This is a genomic window from Saccharopolyspora sp. 6M (assembly GCF_020176775.1).
In the GTDB taxonomy this organism is placed as follows: Bacteria; Actinomycetota; Actinomycetes; order Mycobacteriales; family Pseudonocardiaceae; genus Saccharopolyspora_C; species Saccharopolyspora_C gregorii.
Genome location: NZ_JAIUJZ010000037.1, coordinates 43,551 through 62,505 on the forward strand (window position 1 = coordinate 43,551; position 18,955 = coordinate 62,505).

At 72.4% G+C, this 18,955-nt stretch carries 10 protein-coding genes; all 10 read right to left on the reverse strand.

The window, feature by feature from the left end:
• Nucleotides 1–108: 108 nt before the first annotated feature.
• Nucleotides 109–2,211 (reverse strand): elongation factor G, encoded by a 2,103-nt coding sequence (gene fusA / locus LCD31_RS06695; protein ID WP_224956670.1) that lies wholly within the window; start codon nt 2,209–2,211, stop codon nt 109–111.
• A 76-nt stretch (nt 2,212–2,287) separates the two neighbouring features.
• Nucleotides 2,288–2,758 (reverse strand): 30S ribosomal protein S7, encoded by a 471-nt coding sequence (gene rpsG / locus LCD31_RS06700; protein WP_224956671.1) that lies wholly within the window; start codon nt 2,756–2,758, stop codon nt 2,288–2,290.
• The gene (rpsL, locus tag LCD31_RS06705) at nt 2,758–3,132 is read right to left on the reverse strand and encodes a 30S ribosomal protein S12 (RefSeq protein ID WP_009948619.1); all 375 of its coding nucleotides are present in this window, start codon (nt 3,130–3,132) and stop codon (nt 2,758–2,760) included. The genes rpsG and rpsL overlap by 1 nt, the downstream gene beginning before the upstream one ends.
• Before the next feature lie 525 nt (nt 3,133–3,657).
• Nucleotides 3,658–5,286 carry a TNT domain-containing protein gene (locus LCD31_RS29485; RefSeq protein WP_224956672.1) on the reverse strand — a complete coding sequence of 543 codons (1,629 nt, stop codon included), beginning with the start codon at nt 5,284–5,286 and terminating at the stop codon, nt 3,658–3,660.
• Between the two features lie 61 nt (nt 5,287–5,347).
• The gene (locus tag LCD31_RS06715; RefSeq protein WP_224956673.1) at nt 5,348–7,930 is read right to left on the reverse strand and encodes a type VII secretion system-associated protein; all 2,583 of its coding nucleotides are present in this window, start codon (nt 7,928–7,930) and stop codon (nt 5,348–5,350) included.
• A complete protein-coding gene (locus LCD31_RS06720) occupies nt 7,930–12,654 on the reverse strand; it encodes a hypothetical protein (protein WP_224956674.1) in 4,725 nt (1,574 codons plus the stop codon). Before LCD31_RS06720 ends, LCD31_RS06715 begins: the two co-directional genes overlap by 1 nt.
• The gene (locus LCD31_RS06725) at nt 12,651–12,959 is read right to left on the reverse strand and encodes a type VII secretion target (RefSeq protein WP_224956675.1); all 309 of its coding nucleotides are present in this window, start codon (nt 12,957–12,959) and stop codon (nt 12,651–12,653) included. Before LCD31_RS06725 ends, LCD31_RS06720 begins: the two co-directional genes overlap by 4 nt.
• A gap of 15 nt (nt 12,960–12,974) precedes the next feature.
• A complete protein-coding gene (locus LCD31_RS06730; RefSeq protein ID WP_224956676.1) occupies nt 12,975–13,508 on the reverse strand; it encodes a YbaB/EbfC family nucleoid-associated protein in 534 nt (177 codons plus the stop codon).
• A 148-nt stretch (nt 13,509–13,656) separates the two neighbouring features.
• Entirely contained in the window at nt 13,657–17,529 is a 3,873-nt protein-coding gene (locus tag LCD31_RS06735) for an ADP-ribosylglycohydrolase family protein (protein WP_224956677.1), read from the reverse strand.
• A 272-nt stretch (nt 17,530–17,801) separates the two neighbouring features.
• Nucleotides 17,802–18,902 (reverse strand): ADP-ribosylglycohydrolase family protein, encoded by a 1,101-nt coding sequence (locus tag LCD31_RS06740; protein ID WP_224956678.1) that lies wholly within the window; start codon nt 18,900–18,902, stop codon nt 17,802–17,804.
• Nucleotides 18,903–18,955: the final 53 nt, after the last annotated feature.

An 18,955-nucleotide genomic window follows, 5' to 3' on the forward strand; every position in this document is an offset into this window, starting at 1 on the left:
CGCGTTGCGCGAAGATTCAGTGCCAGGCGGAGTCCTGTCGGGTTTGGCAGCGGAGGGCTCCGGTCCTCCCGCGGAGGCCGGAGCCACCCGCCGCCGAACTACAGGGAATTACTCGCCCGTAGCCTTCGCGATGATCTCCTTCGCCACGTTCGCGGGAACCTCGGCGTAGGAGTCGAACACCATCGAGTAGTTCGCGCGGCCCTGCGTCTTGGAACGCAGGTCGCCGACATACCCGAACATCTCGGACAGCGGCACCTGCGCCTTGACGACGCGCGCACCGCTGCGCTCCTCCATGGCCTGGATCTGGCCACGGCGGGAGTTGAGGTCGCCGATGACATCGCCCATGTAGTCCTCGGGCGTGATCACCTCGACCGCCATCACCGGTTCGAGGATCGCCGGGGAGGCCTTCTGCGCGGCCTCCTTCAGGGCGATGGAACCGGCGACCTTGAACGCCATCTCCGAGGAGTCGACCTCGTGGTACTGGCCGTCCAACAAGATCACCTTGACGCCCACCAGCGGGTAGCCGGCCAGCACGCCGTACTGCATGGCGTCCTGCGCGCCCTGGTCCACCGACGGGATGTACTCGCGCGGGACGCGACCACCGGTGACCTTGTTCTGGAACTCGTACGTCGCACTGTCCGCAGTCTGCTCGATCGGCTCGAGGCCGATGATGACGCGGGCGAACTGCCCGGAGCCACCGGTCTGCTTCTTGTGCGTGTACTCGTACTTCTCGACCGGCTTGCGAATCGTCTCCCGGTAGGCCACCTGCGGCTTACCGATGTTCGCCTCGACCTTGAAGTCCGACTTCATCCGGTTGACCAGGACTTCCAGGTGCAGCTCGCCCATGCCGGACAGGACCGTCTGACCGGTCTCCTCGTCGTGGTGGACGCGGAAGGTCGGGTCCTCCTCGGCGAGCTTCTGGATCGCCGTGGACAGCTTCTCCTGGTCGGCCTTCGTCTTCGGCTCGACCGCGACGTCGATGACCGGCTCCGGGAAGGTCATCGACTCCAGGACGATCGGGTTCTGCGGGTCGGACAAGGTGTCACCGGTGGTGGTGTCCTTGAGCCCGACGACCGCGTAGATGTGACCGGCCTGGGCCTCGTCGACCGGGTTCTCCTTGTTGGAGTGCATCTGGAAGAGCTTCCCGATGCGCTCCTTGCGCTCGCGGGTCGAGTTCATGACCTGCGAACCGGAGGAGAGCTTGCCGGAGTAGACCCGGATGTAGGTCAGCTTCCCGTAGAACGGGTGCACCGCGATCTTGGAGACCAGCGCGGAGAACGGCTCCTGGGTGCTGGGCTTGCGCTCGGCGGCGGTCTCGCCGTCCAGCAGCAGGCCCTGCACCGGCGGCACGTCCAGCGGCGCGGGCAGGTAGTCGACGACCGCGTCGAGCATGGGCTGCACGCCCTTGTTCTTGAACGCGGTACCGCACAGGACCGGGAACGCGGTGCGCTCGACGGTCAGCTTGCGGATGCCGGCCTTGATCTGGTCGGTGGTCAGCTCCTCGCCGCCGAAGTAGGCCTCCATGAGGGCCTCGTCGGTCTCGGCGACGGCCTCGATCAGCTGCTCGCGGTAGGAAGCGGCGGCCTCGGCCAGGTCGGCGGGGATCTCCTCGACCTCGTACTGCTCGCCCTTCTTGACGTCACCGCGCCAGGTCAGCGCCTTCATGCTGACCAGGTCGACGATGCCCTCGAAGTCGGACTCGCTGCCGATCGGGAGCTGGATGACCAGCGGAGTGGCGTTCAGCCGCTCGCGGATGGTCTTCACGGTGAAGTAGAAGTCCGCGCCCAGCTTGTCCATCTTGTTGACGAAGCAGATGCGCGGGACGTCGTACTTGTCCGCCTGCCGCCAGACCTGCTCGGACTGCGGCTCGACACCTTCCTTGCCGTCGAAGACCGCGACGGCGCCGTCCAGGACGCGCAGCGAGCGCTCCACCTCGACCGTGAAGTCGACGTGCCCGGGGGTGTCGATGATGTTGATCTGGTAGTCGCCCCAGAAGGTCGTGGTGGCAGCCGAGGTGATCGTGATACCCCGCTTCTGCTCCTCTTCCATCCAGTCCATCGTCGAGGCGCCGTCGTGCGTCTCGCCGAGCTTGTGGTTGATCCCGGTGTAGTACAGGATCCGCTCGGTCGTGGTGGTCTTGCCCGCGTCGATGTGGGCCATGATGCCGATGTTGCGAACCTTCGTGAGGTCCGTCAGCACGTCGCGTGCCACGAGTTTCTTCCCCGTTCCTACAGCAGATGCAAGCCGTCGAATCGGTGTGCCGAGGCGGGCAGGAGCCGACCCGACGTCACCAGCGGTAGTGCGCGAAGGCCTTGTTGGACTCCGCCATCTTGTGCGTGTCTTCGCGCTTCTTGACGCTCGCGCCGAGGCCGTTGCTGGCGTCGAGCAGTTCGTTCATGAGGCGCTCGACCATGGTCTTCTCGCGGCGCGCCCGCGAGTAGGTGACCAGCCAGCGCAGGGCCAGCGTGGTCGAGCGGCCGGCGCGGACCTCGATCGGCACCTGGTAGGTCGCGCCACCCACGCGGCGGCTGCGGACCTCCAGGGTCGGCTTCACGTTGTCCAGCGCACGCTTGAGCGTGACCACCGGGTCGGTGCCGTTCTTCTCCCGAGCGCCCTCGAGCGCCGCGTACACGATCTTCTCGGCCAGCGAGCGCTTGCCGTCGACGAGGACCTTGTTCACCAGCTGGGTGACCAGCGGCGAGGCGTACACGGGATCGGCGTTGAGCGGCCGCTTCGGGGCCGGACCCTTGCGGGGCATCAGCTCTTCTCCTTCTTCGCGCCGTACCGGCTGCGAGCCTGCTTGCGGTTCTTCACACCCTGCGTGTCGGCCGACCCGCGGATGATCTTGTACCGCACGCCGGGGAGGTCCTTCACACGGCCGCCGCGAACCAGCACGATCGAGTGCTCCTGGAGGTTGTGCCCCTCACCCGGGATGTAGGCCGTGACCTCGATGCCGCTGGTGAGCTTGACACGAGCGACCTTGCGCAGTGCCGAGTTGGGCTTCTTCGGGGTGGTGGTGTACACGCGGGTGCACACGCCACGCCGCTGCGGGCTCCCCTTGAGCGCCGCGGTCTTGGTCTTGGCGACCTTGTCCTGGCGGCCCTTACGGACCAGCTGCTGGATGGTGGGCATGGACCGGCTTTCTCTTGAGCGTTCGCGTCTTCGTGGTTGCTCTCGCCCGGCGGCGCTCGCACACGTCGGCGTCCGGGCACGTGCCCTGGCGCCGAGCACCTGGCAGGCACTGTTTACTTGGGACTCCCCCGCACCACGAGGTCGGGCGTGTCGCCCACTCCCCGGCCTTGCGGCGCTGGTGGTGCCCGCGGGAGCGCACCGACAGGAACGAACCCGATGGTTGTCAGGAGAGTTCCGCACGGCCCATGTCCGCGATCACGACCACCGAAGTGGTCACTGCTCACGCACGGGCATACGGACCGACCCGATAGCTTTCGGGTCCGATAAGCAAAGATACCCGCCCCGTTCTGAGGGGGTCAAAACGGGGTCCCCAAGACCTGCTCGATCTTCCCCGAAGCGCCGCGGACCGAGCTAGTGGTGTGGTGTTGCCCGCGACCTTACCGCCGCTGGCAAGAGCCGCCAGCGGGCGCGGCGGGCGTCCCACGACTCGGGCGGGCCGGCGTCCGACCAGGCACGAGGTGCCGATCACACCTCCGCGAGCCAGCCGCCGGCGACGAGCTCCCCGACCGGCTGCGGCAGCAGGTGCGCCGTGCCGCCGCCGACCTGCCCGTGGTCCGGCCTCGCCACCGCGGTGAGCACCTCGAAGCTCCGCACCACCCGGTACCGCCGGTACTCCCCCGGCTCCCGCCCCGGCGGCAGCGAACGCTGCGGCAGCGTCGTGCCCGCGACGAAGACCGCGTTGCCGTCGGGCGCGCCGAAGCGGTCCACTTCGGCCCCGTCGGGGAGCATCGCGTGCCGCCGGTCCTCGTAGGCGGACAGCGGCCGGTCCGGTCCGAGCGGCACGATCCGGCACTCGTACTCGGCCAGCGGCTCGTCCGGCTCGCGCTGCATCGAGTCCCGGGTGAGCGCGACCGCGCCGATCAGGTGCGCCGCCGCAGCGTGCGCCTCCGGGAAGCGGGAGCTGTTGCGCACCTCGCCACCGTCCACGCAGAACACCGACCACCAGCCGTCCGCCTCGCGCAGCATGCTCCAGCCGCCCTCGACCGGTTCCGCGAAGCTGTAGAAGCGGCGGCTCACGCCCAGCGCCGCGATGAAGCGGCGCGCCAGATCGATCGCGCCCGCGGTCCGCTCCGCGTCGAACGCGTCCGGTTCGGACCCCAGCACCAGCGCCTTGGCCTGCTCCACCGCGTGATCGGCGACGACCTCCGGCAGCCGGTGCGCCCGCGCCCGGACGTGGTCCAGGAAGTCGCGCGGCGGGGAGATGTCGTGCACGTCCAGGTAGTAGGCCATCGACAGCGGCCACACCCAGGTGCCGTCGGTGTGGAAGCGCTTCGGCACCTCCGGCGGACGGCCCGGGTCGACCTCGTCCGCCGACGTGCTGCGGGCGGCCAGCACCACCGCGCCACCCGACAGGTACTCGATCAGCAGCCGCTTCTCCACCCACGGCAGCACCGGCCGGTACGCCAACGGCCGGCCCTCCGCGTCCGCGCCGTCGAACAGCCGCGCCATCCGCACCGGGCCCGCTCCGGCGTCCGCGCGGTGCTGCTCGTAGTGGTGCCACGCGGGCCCCAGCAACCACTCCGCCGCCTGCGCGCGCGGGAAGAGGCGGAGCTCGTCGAACGCGTCCTGCGGAGCCACCTCGGCGGGCCGGTCCTGTCCGAACTCGACGACCGGCGCACCATCCGGCGCCACCGAGCAGCGGGTCGTCGTCCACGCCCCGGACTCCGGGCGGTACTCGACGTCCCGGGCGCGGCGCAGCGCGTCCAGCACCTCCTGCGGCGGGATCCAGGCGTGCTCACCGGTGTCGGTCGTGGCGGTCCCGGAGACCTCGAAGCGGGTGCCGAGCGCCGTGCACTCGACGCCGACGCCCCACGCCCCCGCGGGCACCGCGCCCCGCAGCACCGCACCCAGCTCCGCGCGCACGTCCGGGCGCAGCGCGGGCTCGGTCGGCGCGCCGTGCGCGGCCGGAGCCGGGAACGCCCGCCCCGGCTCGGGCGGCTCGCCCTGCACCACGACGACGGACCCGATCCGCTCCACCGGCACCGGCGCCTCGAATCCCGTCAGCACCGCGGACCCGTCCCGCGACTCCGACCACCCGTGCCACCGGCCGTCCACCAAGGCCAAGGTCCCCGCCACCGGCGTCCCGACGATCACCCTGCACTCCCCCTCGTCACCGACCCGACTCCGATCATCCCGCCCCGCACCGACCCACCCCTCACCAACCCGGGTAGCGCTGGAACCAGGTGGGGTCGGTGGGGGGGTGCGGGCCGAACTCCGCCTGGGCGTCCCGTGCCGAGACCTCCACGACGTCCCGCAGCTCCAACGGGCCCAGCCACTCCGGTGGCAGCGCCTCGACCCCGTGCAGCGCGCCCGCGATGTTCCCGCACACCATCCCGGTCGACGCCGAGTCGCCGGAGTGGTTCACCGACAGCAGCAGCGCCGAGCGGAGATCGCCGGTCGCCAGCGCCGCGTACAGACCGATCGCCAACACCTCCTCGGCCAGCACGCCGTGGCCGAGGACCGCGTTGATCTCCTCCGGGCTCACCGGCCCCTTGCCCCCCAGCTGCACCGCGGCGTCCAGGCGCCACAACTGCTCCTCGTGCAGCGGCCAGCGCACCAGCAGCTCGCGCGCCGTGCGCACCGCGTCCGGCAGCGGCACCTCCCGGATCAGCTGGTGCACCACCACCGCCAACACCCCGGCGGACAGGAAACCGCTCGGATGGCCGTGGGTGAGCGCCGCGGTGCCCACTGCGACGCGGAACACCTCGGCGGGATCGTGCGACCACACCGCCACCGGCGCCGCTCGCACCACACCGCCGCAACCCTTCGAATCGTTGAGCCGGTGCTGCGGAGTCGCGAAGCGGTGCGTTCGCGCGAAGTTCTCCACCGCCTGCAGGCAGGTGCCGCCCGGCGACCGCTGCGCGAACAATCCGGGGTTCGTGATCAACCATCCGTCCGGCCGCTGCAGGTGGTGCGCGTACGGCCCGCCCGCTTGCGCCCACGGGCGGCCCTGAGCGTGCAGCCAACGCTGATAAGCGTGCTGCACCTCGGGAATCGGATCGTCGTCCGCGGGCTGAGCCCGCCGTGCCACGTGCGCCCGGATCAGCCCCTCCACCGTGAACAGCATCAGCTGCGTGCCATCGGAGACCGGCGCGACACCGCCGTGCAGCACCGGTCCGGTGAGGCCGGCCGGACCGTGCTGCTGCCGGATGACCGCGACGTCGTGGAACTCGAGCGCGTAACCGAGCGCATCACCGGCAGCGCCGCCGAGCAGAGATCCGGTGAAGCGCTCGTGCGGTTCCGGGGCCGTCCGTGCGGAACCCGCCCCAGCCTGCGCGACGGCTCGCGAGGTCAACACCGCCGCGTCGAAGGAGAACAGCTCGTACCTGCCGCAGTAGTCGCTGATCGCTCCGCCTTCGTCCAGCACGCTGGTCACGGTTCCCCAGCGCTTGTGGACGAAGTGCAGCTGCGCCGAGCCACCCGACTCCCGCACGACGTAGGCCGGGCCGACATCGGCGACATCGGCAGGACCGGTCAACCCCGTTGCCGCGCGGACCCGCTCGATGGCGTGGTCGTCGGAGGCGACCGCCGGAACCGGACGCGGAGCCGCGCGGAACGAGATCAGATCCGAAGGATCGGCCCCGGCCAGCTCGGCGACCTGGTTCCGCAGCGCTTCGGGCAGATCCTGCGCGCAGGACAACAACGGCCCTGCCAAGTCGGCTCGCGAGACCTCGCGCCGTTCAGGCGGCAGGAACGGGGAGGTGAGGTCTGCGACCCGGTGGGCGAGCACGATTGCGCGCACCTGCCACGGCAGCTCGTTGAGATGGCCCGAGTAGTCCTGGAAAACCAGCTCCGGGTTCACATCCCCTGGCACTTCCGGGCTCACCGCCGCCCGCAACAACATCGCCACCGGCAGCCCTTCGTCCGGGACCTTGGTCACCCGCTCGCGCAGGCCGGCGTACCGGGGTTCCACACCGCGGAACGCCGCTGCCGCCGCGAGCACGTCCGGATCGGTGACACCACTGGCCACCAGCACCTCGACCGCGACGATCCCCAGCACAGCGGATCGAGCGCCCTCTCGGTTGAGCGCGCTTCCGAGCGTGCCCCAACGCGCCAAAGCACGTTCCGCCGCGGCGAAGGTCTCCTCGCCCACCGCTTCGACCAACCTCGGGCCGTACTCCGCCCAGATCGGAGGCCCGACGCAGGTACCGCCCTCGGGATCGTCCAACAGCATCTGCGCCGCGCGCATCGCCGCCACCAGATCCGGGACCGGATACCTCGCCTGCACTCCGGCAGTTCCCGTCAACACCACGGACGCCTCGGTCGGCAGCTTCGGCACGACCCGGGGGAGGTACATTCGCTCGATCCGCACGTCCTCCGGCACGGCCTTCGGCGTGCTGTACGTCATCAGGCAAACGCCGTCGTCGGCGTCGAGCAGGAGCGGGTTCCCCTGCTCCGACACGAGGACCGGCAGCACCGCGCCGGCCACGTAGCGCAGGAACTGCTCCTGGTCGAAGCGGCCCGCCAGCGTCTCGCGCAAGCCGTGATCGACCAAGCCCGCCGGCGGCTCCGCCTCCTCCACCCGCGACGGTCGATAGTTCGGATTGGGGTGGAAGTCCCCGATCTCCCCGTTCTCGTCGACGCCGAAAGCGCCCTTGATCCCGTGCGGGGGCACGTCGCCATCGGGGTCGTAAGCGGGATCCGTGACGTAGAGGTATCCGCCCGCACGCGCCCTCGCCGCTTCCCGCATCGACGCCGTGATCACCGGAGTCCCGGGAGTCTCGTTCGACGAGCTCATCAACCTGATTCCTTCCAAAAATGCGGGTTGTGGTGGTGGTTAATCACCTCACCTGTCCTCTTGTCCACCTCCATGCACTTTCGGATGAATCTGACATCGATGTTCTTCACGAACGCCACTTCCGACTCTCGTGAGTCCCCGAGATTCATCTCGTCGACGTCGACACCGCCGGGAGCTTCGATCACGTACACGTACGACACGCCCCCCTTTCCGCTGCCAACAGCGCGGTCGAAAGCATGGGACTCGCTACGCGTGGTCGCGACCAACCCGCCTCTCGAATTTTCCAAGTGTTGCCAGAGATCAACGCGCTCCCCCCGTGCACGGAACCCTCCTCCGTCAGCGAAGATCTGTTCCGGAGGTCGGTCATCATGGCGGTAGAGCGTGTCTCGATCGGCGCGCCACACAACGTCGCGCTCACCCGAGTACTGCCGCGTCAAGGACCTCTCAACGCTAGCCTGGTCGAGTTCAGCACCATCAGATAGGTGGCCGAGCGGCTCACTGAAATCAGGCTCTCGAATCGGGGTTCCTGGAACGCCACCCTCTCCGGGCGAATCCGGATCAGCCCTGTCGGTTCTCGCAACCGACGGCTCGGATGCGGAATTCGCCTGCTCATGCCTCGCAGGCGATTGAGCCAGGTGCGGCGCGCCTCGTCCGCCGAGATCGCTCTCCCACGTCCGCGGGTTCGGCTCGCCCTGCTGCCCTCGGGTGGTGCTTCGTGGTCCGCCAGGCCCGCTCCGAGTCGTATCGGCATGGGCGGAGTCCCGCGATCGTGCGGTCGTCTCACCGAGGCCTCCCGCATCACGCTGCGGGTACCGTGGATCTGCCCCCTGTCCGTCTCGCGCTCGCATGCGCGGCAGAGCCGGGTCGGTAGCACCGTCCAAGGACCGCCGCTGCGCGGCGAGGTCCGCGTTCGACTGCGACTGCTGAGGGGGCTGCTGGCCCGGGGCATCGTGGCGGCCGAGGTTCTGCTCGGAAGATCGTCCAGCCGGGCCGAGTCCGCTCCGGCCCTGGAAAGGCTGCTGCGGCGCAGGGTTGCGCGGCGACCCGACGCGCGGATCCCCCGGGTTGCTCGGCGACGCCTGCACCGGTCTCGGGCGCTGCGCTTCCGGCTGCGCGCCGGGGTGCAGGTGGGACTGCCGTTCCTGCGGGAGATGCCCACCGCCCTGCGGGCGGGGCACCGAGTTCGGGTGGGCCGCAGGGTGCGGGTAGGGGCCCGCAGCCGGAGGCTGGGCCTGTTGTCCGCGGGCGAGGTCGTGGCCGCCGGGCTGCTGCTGGAACTGCGGCGGGCCCTGCTGCACGCGTCCCGGCGGCTGTGCCGGTCCTGGTGCTTGCGGGCTCCCGGGCTGCTGCGCGTATCCGGTCGACTGCGGGTGACCGGGCTGCTCCGGGTGACCGGGCTGCTGCGGATATCCGGGGTGCTGCGGGTGCCCCTGGGCCGCCGGGTAGCCCTGCGGGTGTTCCTGCGGCAGCAGGTGCCCTTGGTGCTGCCACGGCGTCCTGGGGTCCGGCCACATCTGCTGGTGCCCGGGTGGCGGGCTCGGATCTCGGGGCCGGAAGCCGAAGAACTCGGCCAGCTTGCGCAGCAGGCCCCGCTGCTCGGCGTCGTCGGCGAGCCGGCCGTTGCGGACCCATTCAGGTTCGTGGCCGGGCGGGTAGGGGCTGTCGTGGACGGCGGTGGTGCCGTCGGGGCGGAAGGCGGTCCACTGGCCGGGTTCGTCGAAGCGGGGCTGCGGGGCGCCGGAGGCGTCGGGTTCGAAGGAGGCGCGGTCCTTGCTGGCGTAGACGTTGCCGAAGTTGTCGACCCAGGCGTCCGTGGACGGCGCCACGACCTCGGCGTCCAGTTCCTTCGCCAGCTGCTGCGCGAAGTTCGGGGTGCCGTCGCCGGTGTCGGCGCCGGTGCGGCAGGAGATCAGGCGGACCGGTTCGCCGGGGCGGTAGCCGGGTGCGGCCTTGATGACCTCGGCGAGTTCCTTCGCGTCGAGGTCGCGGTCGCCGAGCCGCACACCGTCCGGTCCACCGTGGACTTCGACGGTGAAGCGCTTCGGGTCGACGGCCGCACCGGGCGGCGGTTCGACACCGGAACCGCTGCGCACCATCGAGATACCGGACTCCGTCGCCCCGATGTCGTGGGCGTCGTCGCCGAGCTTCGCGCGCAGCTCCGGGGACAGGTCGAGCTCGGCAGGCCCGTCACCGGGGCGGTTCCAGGCGTGCTGGACCTGCTCGTGCCGCGGCACCGGACGTTCGGCGGCCATCGATTCGGCGGTCGACCGCTCCGGTGCGCGCTGCGGCTGCGCGTCGGGATGGCTCCGGTGGCCCGTGCCCCACGGCACGGCCGAGTTCGGGGCGACGTGGGCGAAATCCGACCCGTCGAGCCGCGACCACGGCCGCTCGTCCGGGAACCTCGGCTGCGGCGCGGCGGGACGCGGGGCGGATGTCTGGTGGCGCGCTCCCGGCGAGTCCGGGCCGGGAGCGTGCGGCGTGCCGGGGCCGTCCGGCCGGGGCGAGGGTGCCGCGGGGGCGTCTCCTCGCGGCGGTACCGGTGGATCCGTCCGAGGCGGTACCGGCGCGGCGGCACGAGGCGGAGTCGGCGCATCCGCCCGCGAAGGCACCGGCCCATCCGCCCGCGGGGACACCGGCGCGTCGGCCCGCGGCGACACCGGGGCATCCGCCCGAGGCGGAGTCGACCCATCCGCCCGCGGCGGCACCGGCGCATCCGCCCGCGAAGGCATCGGCGCATCCGTCCGAGGGGACACCGGCCCGTCCGCCCGCGGCGGAGTCGGCGCATCGGCCCGTGGCGGAGCGCTCGGTGTTTGTGGCGCATCCGCTCGTGATACCGCGGCGCGCGGATTCCCGGGCTGCTGCGGCGAATTCCCTTGGTCGGGCGCATCCCGGTGCGCGTGCGCGGCTCGTTCCGGCGCCGTGCGGGGGCCGTCCGGCGCATGCGGCGCGCGAGGCCCGCTCGGCAGGTGGGCGGCGCCGGGGCTGCCCGGGGTGCCGGTCCAGCCGGCCGGTCGGGCGCCGCGAGCGCCGGGCGCGCCCGGCGCACCCGCCTGCGGAGCTCCTCCGGCGGGGCCGCCGCCTGCCGACGATCCGCTGGAGGGCGCGGCACCCGGCTGGTCCGGCTGGCGTGGCGGAGTCGGCGCCGCGGCGGGCGCGTCCGCGTTCGGCGGGCGCACCGGGGCATCGACCGCGGCGGACGTCGTCGCCGCGGGCCTGCTCGGCACGTCGGCGTGCCCGGCGGACGAGCCCGGCAGGTACCCACCGGCACCACCACCGTCCGATGTGGACGTCGCGGGGCCGCCGGCGGGCGCCTCGCCGCTCTGCGCGGTGAACCGGCCCGCAGCCGAACCGGCCTGCTCGCCCGGTGCGGTGCCGCCCGAGCTCGCGGTGTCCGGCCCGCCACCTGCGCGCCCGCCCGCGTCGACCGGGGCGCTCCGCACCTCGGCCGAGGTCCCGCTCTCGGGCGCGTGCCCGACCGGTGCGCCGCCCGCGTCCGAGCGGAACGAGGAACCGCCACTCGCCTGTCCGCCGGACGTGGAACCGCCGCCGGACGCGCTCTCCGCGTCCGCTCGACCCGGCGCCGCATCCCCCGCGGATCGCATCGACGTGCCAGCGCCGGTCGGCGTCTCGGGCCCGTCGCCGGTGGACCTGCCGGTCGGCGCCTCCGGCCCGTCGCCGCTGGACCTGCCCGCGGCGGTCCGCACCTCCGACCCGTCCGCACTCGACCTGCGCGCGTCCGCGGGGGAATCGGTTCCGCCACCGTCCGAGTCCGAGCCTCCGGAGTCGCCGCCACCGGCCCTGGCGTGGTGCCTGCCCGCCACGTCGGTGTCGAAGACGTCGTCGAGCTTGCGCCAGGCCTTGTCCGCGGCCTTGTCCGCGATCTTCCCGGAGACGTCGAGCTTGTCGGCGACCTTCGAGGCGATCTTCCCGGCCGCCGCGACCTTCTCCGCGGAGAACTTCGCGCCCTTGCCGAGCATCTTCATGAGGTCGCCGAAGACCTCGACCATCCGCGCCATCTTCGGCCCGACGTTGCCGATGGTCTTGATCAGCTTCCCGACGATGTCGGCGATCTTCGTGACGGTCCGGGCGATGAACGCCACCGCCTGCGGCACGACCCAGGCGAGGGAGACCACGGGTGGCGCGAGCGCTTCCAGCGCGTAGGTGATGAGCCGGGAGATGCAGTCGGCGACGAGGTCCCGGACGAAGTCGCGCACGAAGGACACGACCATGCCCATCGTGCCCACGACGCTGGAGATGGTGCCCGCGAGCTCGCCCGCCCCGGTCAGCGCCGTCGCCCGCTCCGCGGCGTGCCGCCGGTACGCGTCGCCGGCAGCGCCGGTCCAGTGCGCGGTGTCGGCCCGCACGGAGTCGCGGTACTGCGTCGCGGCCGCACCGACCGAGGTCGCGACCTGCTGCCACTGCTCGGAATAGGCCTGCACCCCGTCGGGGTCACCGGCGAACCAGTCGAGGGCTTCCTGCAGCGGCTGGATGTGCTCGATCAGCCACGCCACCCCGTAGGAGAGCAGGGTGCCGACCGGGTCGACGACGACGCTGACCGCTTCCATCGCGAGCCCGCCGTAGCCGAGGCTGCTCTCCAGCCAGGTGGACTCGTCGTTGAGGCTGGTGACGTCGTGCCAGGACTCCACGATGCCGATGCCCGTGATGCCGTCCGGCGGTTCCGAGGGATCGACGGCGTTCTGCGCGTTGACGAGCGGATTGCTCACGCCTGCATCCCGTCGAAGTTCCGGCTGTTCCCGTCGTCGGTGGCCTGGTACTCCTCAGCCGCGGCGCGCACGTCCGAGGCGGTGCCCCGGATGGCTTCGGCAGCGTGCTGGAGGGTGTCGATGCCGTGCTGCTCGGCCTGGTCGACCATCCATGCGAAGGGGCGGCACAGGATCCCGTAGGCGTCGTTGTCCATCGTCACGGCCCGCGAGGCGTCGACGGCGGCGTCCAGCGCCTCCGCCACTCCGTCCACTTTGGACGCATGGGCGCGGAGGTCCTCGATGACGACGTTCATGTCTTCGGACATCGGTTCTCCCCGTCGTCAGCGCAGGAACGAGCCGCGGCTGAAGTCCTCGTCGTCGAAGTCGTCCGGGCCGGGCCGCCGCGGTGCGCGGTTCGGCCGGCGCGGCGGCCGCGGACCGTCGTCCTCGGGGCCGATGCGCATCTCCTGCACCCCGGGGCGGCGCGGCGGCTCCTCCGGTTCCTCCGGCGGCTCCGGGAAGAATCGCTTGGCCTGGCCCAACATGTGGCGCACGGCTTCGTCGCCCTCACCGACGGTGCTCGCCGCGGCTTCCTGCATGCGTTCCGGCAGCTTCGACTGGGCCAGCCGCACCGTGCGCATGATCTCGCCCGCGAGCTTCGCCATCGGGCGGTTCCCGGCGTTCTCGGCGAGCACCAGGTCGTCGAGCATGCCGCTGGAGCCGACCGTCACCCGCACCGCGCCGTCGCGGGAGGACTCGGTGACCGAGATCTGCTCGATCTGGGCCTGCATGCGGCCGAACTTCTCGGCCTTCTCGGTCGCGCGTTCCTGCCACTCGCGGACCATCCGCTCAGCCGCGCTGATGTCCTCAGGCACTCCGCCCCCGAACGTGTGCGGAGGTCGGGCGCCGCGGCCCGACCGATCCGATCTTCTCCTCGTGCGGCGGGAACGCTACCAACACGCCTCGGCGGCCCGGGCCGGATCACGCCGATCCCGGTGTATCCCTGCTCACCTGGCCCGGTGGTCAGCCCTCGCCGTCGTAGGCGGGCTGCGGGCCCTGGATGCGGCGCGGCGACGGCTTCGGCGCCGGGAACGCCGCCAGCGGCTCCGGTTCCGGTTCGGGCGGCGCCGGTGGTTCCTGCTCCGGCGGCTCGACCCCGACTGCGGGCAGCAGCGCGGTAGGCGGATCACCGGGGTCGTCGGCACGCGGTTCCGGCTGGACGGGCGGCGCCGCTTCGGCCGCGATCGGCAGCCTCCGCACCGGGTAGCGCTCGTCCCACTCCTCGTCGGCGGGGCGCTCGCTCGCCGGCGGTTCCGGCGCGTCCGGGTCGCGGGACAGCGAGTCGCCGAACTCGGCCACGCAGTCCAGCGCGATCTGCTCCACGACGTCGCGCAGCTCCAAGTCGGCCAGCCAGCCGACCGGCAGCCCGCTCACCCCGATCAGCGCGCCGACGATGTTGCCGCAGATCGCCCCGGTCGAGTCGCTGTCGCCGTCGTGGTGCACCGCGATGCGCAGCGCCTTCGCCACGTCGTCGCCACCGGCCAGCGCACCGCACACCGCGATCGCCAGCGCCTGCTCGCCGACCCAGCCGCCGCCGAGGGTTCCGGCGATGTCCTCGGGCGTCGGATCGCCCCGCTCCGCCAGCTCGACGGCCTGCTTGAGCAGCGCGCTCGTCTCCTCGTGCCCCTCCCAGGTCTCCAAGACCTGCAGCGCCAGCCACACCCCGTCGTCGAGGGTCTGGCCCAGCAGCGCCTGCTGCACGATCACCGCCAGCGCGCCCGCCGACAGGTAGCCGGACGGATGGCTGTGGGTGAGCGCGGCGGCGCGCGCGGCCAGCTCGAACGCCACTGGCGGGTCCGGCGAGTACAGCGCCATCGGCGCCGACCGCATCACCCCGCCGCAGCCCTTCGAGTCGTTGATCGGCTCGGTGATCGACCCGGCCGACTGCCCGTCGCCGAACCGGGCCAGCGCGCGGAAGATCGTCTTGCCGGGAGCGCGGTTCGAGAACAGCCCCGGCACCTCCACCAGCCAGCCGTCCGGCTCCGGGTACACCGAGCGGAACGCGCCCGCCGCGGCCTCCCATTCCACGCCCTGGGTGTGCAGCCAGCGCTGGTAGGCCAGCTGGATCTCCGGAAGCGGGTCGGTGCTGCCGAGGGTGCGCCGCGCGATGCCACCGCGGATGAGGCCTTCCGCGCTGAACAGCGTCATCTGGGTGTCGTCGGTGATCGCGCCCTGCACGCCGTAGGCCTCCCGGAGACCTTGCGGGCCGTCCGGGCCGAACCGCTCGGTGATCTGCTCGGCGGTGACGAACTCCAGGTCGGAACCCATCGCGTCGCCGAGCGCACCGCCGAGGAAGCAGCCCAGCACCCGCTCGGTCAGCGCGGGCGCGACCTCGTCGACGGCCTCCGACTTGGCGTGTCCGCCCGCGCCCGGCGATTTCGCGATCCGCGCCTCGACGGGCGCCTCCGCGTCGGCGGCGTGGTGCGCCGGTTCCTCGCGATCGGCGGCGAAGTCCGGCTCCTCCGGTTCGGCCTGCTCGTGGCGGTCGTGCGGTTCGGGGTCCGGGCGCTCGGCCCACTGCTCGGGAGACGCGTCCACTCGACCCGCGGGGAACTCGGCCGTTTCGGGACCGGCCTGCTCGCGGTCGTCCGGTTCCGGAGCGGTGAGCGGTTCCTCGTGCGGCGGGTCGCCGTGGTGGTGCGGCGGTTCGCCGTGATGGTGCGGCGGGTCGCCGTGGTGCGGCAGCGCGCCGTGCTCGTGGTGCGGCGGTTCCCCCCGGTGCTCGTGCTGCGGCGGTTCCGCGTAGGGCTCGTGCTGCGGCGGCTCCGCATCGTGGTCGTGGCGCGGAGGTTCGCCGCCGTGGTCGTAGCGCCGCGAGTCGTCGGGCCGGTCGTGCTGCGGCGGTTCCGGTTCCGCGGCGGGTTCGGGGCGCGGGGGCACCGGCTCCTCCCGCGGGATCCGCCCGGCCGCCTCCGGCCGGATCGACACCAGCTTCGCCAGCCGGGCGAGCTCCTCGCGGTCGGTGCGATCCGTCGAGAGCTGGAAACCGCCCGCGCCGAAGTCCGGCATCGGCCGCGCTTCGTCGGCGTCCTCGGCGGGCGGCCGGTGCGCGGCCAGCATCGACAGGTCGGTGCGGTCGGTTGCCTGGGTGAACGCGTTGACCGGTTCCGGTTCGGGTTCCGGCCGGGGGACGGGCGGGGCCTGCGGCGGCTCCGCGCGGAGGTCGGGCCGGGATGGGGATTCCTGCCGGAGCTGGGATTCCGGCCAGGACTGGGATTCCCCGCGCGGCTGGGCTTCCTGGCGGGACTGGGCTTCCTGGCGGGACTGGGCTTCCTGGCGGGACTGGGCTTCCTGGCGGGACTGGGCTTCCTGACGCGGCTGCGAATCCTGATGGGCCGGGGATTCCGGGCGAGGCCGGGATTCCTGCCGGGCCGGGGGCTCCTGCCAGGGCTGCGGTTCCCGCGGCTCGGCTTCGTGCCGGACGTGGTGCTCCGCGCTCGCCTCGACGACCGGTTCCGGCGCGGGTTCGGCGGCCGGGTCGCCGAACTCCGGTGCGTCCGGGTGCGAGTTCAACCGGCTCAGGTCGATGATCATCGTTTCTTCGTTGCTGCCGTCCACCGGCCGCACCGGCTCCGGCCCGCGGCCGCTGTCCACCGTGGTCGTCAGCGGGGCGTCCAGCTCCCGCGGCCCGGACGAACCGCGCGGATCGCCCACGTAGCGCTGCGCCCACTTCGGCAACGGCGGCGGGGGCGGCGGCGGGGCGAACGCCTCGGCCGCGTCGGCGCACAGCGTCTCGATGATGTCGCCCAGTTCCAGCTCGTCGCGCCACCGCGGCGGAATCGCGTCCGGCCCGTGCAGGGCACCGGCGAGCTGACCCGCCATCGCACCCGTGACGCTGCTGTCCGCCGACACGTTCACCGCCATCAGCACGGCCTCGGCGAAGCTCCCGGTCGCCGCCACCGCAGCCAGCGCGGTGCCCAGCTCACCCGGCTTGTGCTCGGTGTCGAACTCGGCGTCCAGCTCGGCGGGCTGCGGGCGGCGGCCGTCGCGGGTCGCGAACATCGCCGCGTGCACCGCCCGGCGCACCGCGGCCGGCCCGTCGGCCCCGCTGTGCAGCGAGCTCAACCGGGCGTCGGTGAGGCCCACCGCCTCCCACAACCCGATGTCGCCCTGGATCAGCTGGGTCAGCACGTCCGCGTGGAACCCGGCCGCGCCCTGCACGTTCACGTCGTCGGTGAGCAGCCGGGCCACGTCGGCGCCCGCCGCGAACACCCGCTCCTGCGAGGTGCTCCACACCATCGTCGGCGCCGCCCACACCGCGCAGTCGGCGAAGCCCGGCCGCACCACCGGCCCGGACCGCGCGTCGGCGGCGTGCTGCTGCGTCGGCGGCTGCGCGGCGAGCTTGCCCAGCCCGGACAGCGCCCCGCCCGCCGGGTTGCGGGTGGAGAACAGCTGCGGCGTCTCCAGCAGCCAGCCGCTCGGCTCCGGATGCGTCTGCAGGTAGCCGGACATCGCGAACTCCCACGGCACCCCCTGCGTGTACAGCCAGCGCAGGTGGTTCGTGCGGATCACCGGAGTGGGCAGCCACTCCACCGAATCGCCGTTCACCGCCCGCGCCCGCAGCAGCGCCTCCAAGGTGAACACGGCCAGCTGCGTCAGCTCCGTGGCGCCACCGCGCCGCCCGAACACGGGCAGGTAGTCGGTCACGCCCTGCTTGCCGAACCAGTGCTGGATGTCCCACGCCGACCTGGTGCGCACCCCCGCGCCCAGCGCATCGCCCACGGCGCCGCCGAGCAGCGCGCCGCGGAACCGGTCCGACCAGCTCAGCGCGCGCGGCTCCCGCCGCGACACGGCCGAACCGTGCGTGTTCGCGAACCACGAGGTGTCACCGGTCATCCCCAGTCTCCTGTCGGGTCACCGTGCGGGGCAGCGCCCACGACCTCCGGCCGCGGACGTCGGTCGCAAGGCCGCCGCACCGCTGCGGCGGAGGCCCGGGAGCTTTCCCGGCTCCGGCGGGGCACCGCCGATCCCTTGGACCGCACCCCGCCAATGTTGCCGCACTTGACCGACGCCACGGCCGACTCCCCCGGGTGATCGAACGACCGGGTGGCGTGCTGCGGGTGGATCAGCGGTGGCCACGGCGGGTACCGCGGTGATCGAGAGCTTGCTCACCACGCGGGATAGCGCCTGCTCCACGCGGCGTCCGCGGGTGGGGCCGGGCTGAACTCGGCGAGCGCGTCGCGGGACAGCGCCGTCACCACCTCGCGCAGCTCCAGCACGTCCAGCCACTCCGGCGGGAGGGCGCGGACCCCGTGCAGCGCGCCGACGACGTTCCCGCACACCATCCCCGTCGAATCCGAATCACCCGAGTGGTTCACCGACAGCAGCAGCGCCCGCCGCGCGTCCGGCACCGCCAGCGCCGCGTACAGGCCGATCGCCAGCGCCTCCTCGCCCACCCAGCCGCCGCCGAGCCGTTCCGCGAGCTGTTCCGGCGGCACCGGGCCCCGCTCGGCGAGCTCCACCGCCGCGTCCAGCAGCCGCAACTGCTCCTCGTGACCGCGCCAGCGCAGCAGCAGGTCCCGCGCCAGCCGCACCGCGTCCGGCAGCGGTACCTCCCGGATCAGCTGGTGCACCACCACCGCCAACACCCCCGCCGACAGGTAGCCGGACGGGTGGCCGTGCGTCAGCGCCGCCGTTCCCACCGCCGCGTGGAACACCTCGGCGGGATCGTGCGACCACACCGCCACCGGCGCCGCCCGCATCACCCCGCCGCAGCCCTTCGAATCGTTCGCCGCGTTCTCCGGCGTCGCCTGCCGGTGGGTGCGCCCGAACTCGATCAGCGCCAGCATGCAGGTGTTGCCCGGGGCGCGGACCGCGAACAGCTCGCGCTGGGCGATCAGCCAGCCGTCCGGTTCCGCCAGGTGCACCCCGTACGGCCCGGCCGCCTCCGCCCAGGTGCGGCCCTGGGTGTGCAGCCACCGCTGGTAGGCGTGCTGCACCTCCGGCACCGGATCGTTGTCCACCGGCTGCATCCGCCGCGCCACGTGCGCGCGGACCAGGCCTTCCAGGGTGAACAGCATCAGCTGCGTGTCGTCGGAGATCTCCGCGCGGCCCTGCGCGAGCACCGGGCCGGTCACGCCGTCCGGTCCGTACCGCTCCCGGATCGCGTCGATCCCGCGGAACTCGACCGCGAACCCCAGCGCATCGCCCAGCGCACCGCCGAGCATGCTGCCGAGGAAGCGCTCGTGGGAATCCGGCCCCTGTTGCACTCGTCCGCCCCTCACCGTGATCCGGCGAAGGTTATCAACGGAACGCGCCCGGC